Origin of the sequence: uncultured Lactobacillus sp., assembly GCF_902491705.1 — a bacterium.
Classification (GTDB): Bacteria; Bacillota; Bacilli; order Lactobacillales; family Lactobacillaceae; genus Lactobacillus.
Window position 1 is genome coordinate 1 of sequence record NZ_CABUIW010000095.1, and the last position, 3,604, is coordinate 3,604.

Consider the following 3,604-nt stretch of genomic DNA (forward strand, 5'->3'; position numbering starts at 1 on the left):
TTGTTCTTTATTAAATTTAGTCATAATAAAAGACCCAAAAGTGTCTAACTTTTGGGTCTCACTTCACTGTGAGGTTAGGATGTTTTTTTGTTTAAAATGTGCAAATAGTTAAATTAAATCTTCCATATGGAAGATTTTAAGACAGATTCTCCGCAATAAAATAACATGTTATTGAAGGGCGTGAGAAATATGACAACTATTGGTGAGCAACTAAAAAAATTTAGACTATCAATGGGTTTATCACAAACGAGCATGGCTGCAGGAGTTGTATCGACTTCTTTTTATTCCAAGCTTGAAGTTGATAAAAATAAAATTAGTATTGATAAGTTGGTTAAAATCTTAAATGCACATCATATTTCTTTTTATGACTTTTTTGAGGCTTTTGACGAAGAAAATTTGCCTTATATTAAATTTCAAAAAGAGATCTATTTGTACTTTGAGAATCGAGATTTAGATAAACTAGATGAATTAAAGAATAAACTAACACCAGAAGAGACGCTGCTTTACTATGAATTAAAACTGATAATTGCCAATCTAAAGAATTTGCCGCTAAATATTCCGCAAGATGTTCAGACACAATTGAAGGATTATCTAAGGTATAGTCCAGAAAAACAAGCTGATTTTTGGAATTTAGCTGTTTCAATGCCACTATATGACTTTGATGAATTGACCGGGATTGTAAATGAGATTTTAGATAAAAGCAGTGAAATAGATTATAGCAGTCAGCAGACTGTTGTCTCATTAATGAATGTCTTAATCGGTTATCTGGATCGATGCTATCGTGAAAAGGATCGAGCTGCTGCATTAAAAGTGATTGATTTTGTAAATAGCATGCCATACAGCTTTGATATTATTTTTCATAAGTTGATAGTAAAATACTACCTGGCTTTAATTAACAATGAAGATCAAACTGCGCAAGACATAATTAACTTAATAAGTGAAAGTGGCTATAAGCACTATGCTGAAACGCTGCCAAAGGAGAGTCTACGATGATTGGTGAGCAATTAAAACTAGTACGTAAATCGCAGTGCTTGACGCAGGAGCAAATGGCGGACAATGTTGTTAATCGCTCGTTTTATTCGCGAGTTGAACATGGCAGTAGTGCTATTACAGTAAATGATTTAATGAATATTTTGTATAAGCATGAGATATCGATGGTTGCCTTTTTGAAAGACTTTGGGGATGTAAAGCCTAAGGTCGAAGTGTTGCAGGATCAAATTACGCTTGCTTATGCAAATAAAGATGTCGTTAGCTTAGAGAAAATGTTCGATCAGTTGGAATTTGAAGATTTAAAAACTGAGAAGCTGCTCCAATTTTTGATTGATGATTTGAATGGTGAAGCTACTAGATCGCAATTTAAACAGTTGAGTCATTTTTTGTTAAAATCGAAAGTATGGAATGAAAATATTTTGTGGATGCTTTCTCATATCATGGATTGGTACAAAATAGATGACTTACGGACTCTGGTGAAAGTGATACCTAAGAAAATTAATTATCCGCGGATAAATGCAAGAACGAAGATCATCATGGCGCGGATAGTCGTTAATTATTTGGATATTTGCAATAGGCAAAATGAGTTTGATTCTGAAGACGAAGAAGCAATTGAGTTTTTAAAGTCATTACCGAATTCTTCAGATATGAGAATGTATAAGCTGTTAGCTGTTTATTATGAAAAACTATTTTATAAGCAGTATGGTGAAGCAGAAAATATCGCAAATTTGATAGAAGATATAGCCTATTTGTAGGTGTAGAGGTAAAGATGAGTATTGGTGAAGCTTTAAAGCAGTTGCGTTTGCATGCTGGATTAACTCAGCAGCAGATGGCAGGTGGGATTATTTCAGAGTCTTTTTATTCAAAGGTTGAGAGGGATGTTCATGAGATAGATGCGAATTTATTGATTGAACTTTTAACTAGTCATCACTTTGATGTGGTTAGTTTCTTTACAAATGTTGCTAATCAAAACACTAAGACAGAACCAAATTTTGAATTAATGAACCAAATTAGCTTTGCTCAGAATAGAAAAGACTTACAAGCATTAGATAAAATTAAGGCTGAAATTGAAGAATCTCAAACCAAGCCAAGCTTTTGGCTACGATTTAGACTTGATAATGCTTATGCGTGGGTACTTCATTCAAATAAGATGATTAGTCCTGAAATGAAGAAAAAAGTTAAGTCAATAATAATGGATGAAAATTGGAATAGGACTGCATACCATTATTTGAGTCAGGCCGTGATCTTCTTAGATATTGATGAAGCTTATCAAATGGTTGATTCTGCTTTTCGTGCGTATGAAAAAAAGCCGCAATCGGATACGTTTACTCTGCAGTTTGTGGCGATCATTGCGGTGAACTTTTTGAACTGCTGCTATCATCAAGAAGAAAAGGTTGATAAAAAATATATTGATAGAGCAGTTGGCTTCTTGCGTGAATTGCCTAAAGATGGGGTAATTGGAATTAACAGTGTTTTAGGGACGTATTATGAAGCTGTCTTTAATGATGATAAAGAGATGGCTGATATGATAGTTAAAGTTTTAAAGGCAAGTGGGTATTTGTCATTGATTGAAGATGCGTTTGATAAAAATTAATGTACAAAAAGTGTCTGGGAAAAAAGTCGATTTTTAGTTAAATTTCGACTTTGACTCAAAACAAAAATCCCATTAAATCAAGGTTTATCAATACCAAGATTTAGTGAGATTTTTTAATTTCTGAGTTTTTTCCCAGACACTTAAAATATCGATTATCTGGCACTATAGATCTTGCAGAATTTCTTGTGAATATAAACACCACCGCGAGCTAAGCTATTATTGGTGTAATAGTCTTTGCCACGATTCATTAAGAATTTGGTATTGCCACTGACTTTAATTGTATTACGCTTAAAATCAGCATTCTTAATAAGGCCACCAATGTTACCACCATTATATGAATAATATCCATCAGCATTGTGTACACCATCTTGCATTGGAGTAGTAGTATCTACATATTTATCATTAAGAGTATGGTTGTTCACTAAGATAATATCGCCTTTGCCATACCACATGCCATTATCAGTATGATCCATGTCATCTGATAAAACTTTAGTATGACGCTTTACACGATAAATAGTTAAGTAGCTCATATCATTATATTTTTTAGTGAAATATTTAACAGGGACATAGGCACTTGCGTCGTTGAAATAATTATAGAGTTTGTAGTATTTTATGCCATTAATATATTTCCAGCCACGTGTTTTAAGTAAAATATATTGAAGCTTCAGCAAATTCGGTGTAATTACCATCAGCTGTTGCATCATCGTCATAATAAACATGTTTGCCATTTTGATAAATTCTAAGTGGTAGACGATCACCAAAACCTAAAGTTACAGTTTTGTGGTCTTTTCTCAACCAGTGAAAAGTACTTGCTTGAACGGTAGAAGTGTGACTAACAGTATTAACTGCACCGACGCCTACAACAGCAAAGGTAGCTGCTGCTAACAACTTGATTAACTCATTCTTCTTGAACATTTTTACTCCCTCTTAATTAAATGAAAAAACACGTTTGATATCACATTATCTGTGGTGACCCTCGAAATTCGGACATGAATTTCGGGGGTTTTATTATGGCTAAAT

Annotated in this window: 5 protein-coding genes; 3 read left to right on the forward strand and 2 right to left on the reverse strand. The window is 33.5% G+C overall.

The window, feature by feature from the left end:
• Positions 1 to 189: 189 nt before the first annotated feature.
• The 3 genes from RDN22_RS11080 to RDN22_RS11090 are packed head-to-tail and all read left to right on the forward strand — an operon-like array spanning position 190 to position 2,584.
• Positions 190 to 993 carry a helix-turn-helix transcriptional regulator gene (locus RDN22_RS11080; protein WP_308558132.1) on the forward strand — a complete coding sequence of 268 codons (804 nt, stop codon included), beginning with the start codon at positions 190 to 192 and terminating at the stop codon, positions 991 to 993.
• Positions 990 to 1,745 (forward strand): helix-turn-helix transcriptional regulator, encoded by a 756-nt coding sequence (locus RDN22_RS11085; protein ID WP_308558133.1) that lies wholly within the window; start codon positions 990 to 992, stop codon positions 1,743 to 1,745. The genes RDN22_RS11080 and RDN22_RS11085 overlap by 4 nt, the downstream gene beginning before the upstream one ends.
• A 14-nt stretch (positions 1,746 to 1,759) precedes the next feature.
• On the forward strand, positions 1,760 to 2,584 hold the full coding sequence (locus RDN22_RS11090; protein WP_308558135.1) for a helix-turn-helix transcriptional regulator: 825 nt from the start codon (positions 1,760 to 1,762) through the stop codon (positions 2,582 to 2,584).
• Between the two features lie 152 nt (positions 2,585 to 2,736).
• Here RDN22_RS11090 and RDN22_RS11095 read toward each other — a convergent pair whose 3' ends face one another.
• Positions 2,737 to 3,312: a hypothetical protein gene (locus RDN22_RS11095; RefSeq protein ID WP_308558136.1), complete on the reverse strand. Its 576-nt coding sequence runs from the start codon at positions 3,310 to 3,312 to the stop codon at positions 2,737 to 2,739.
• On the reverse strand, positions 3,227 to 3,499 hold the full coding sequence (locus RDN22_RS11100; RefSeq protein WP_308558137.1) for a hypothetical protein: 273 nt from the start codon (positions 3,497 to 3,499) through the stop codon (positions 3,227 to 3,229). Before RDN22_RS11100 ends, RDN22_RS11095 begins: the two co-directional genes overlap by 86 nt.
• Positions 3,500 to 3,604 lie beyond the last annotated feature (105 nt).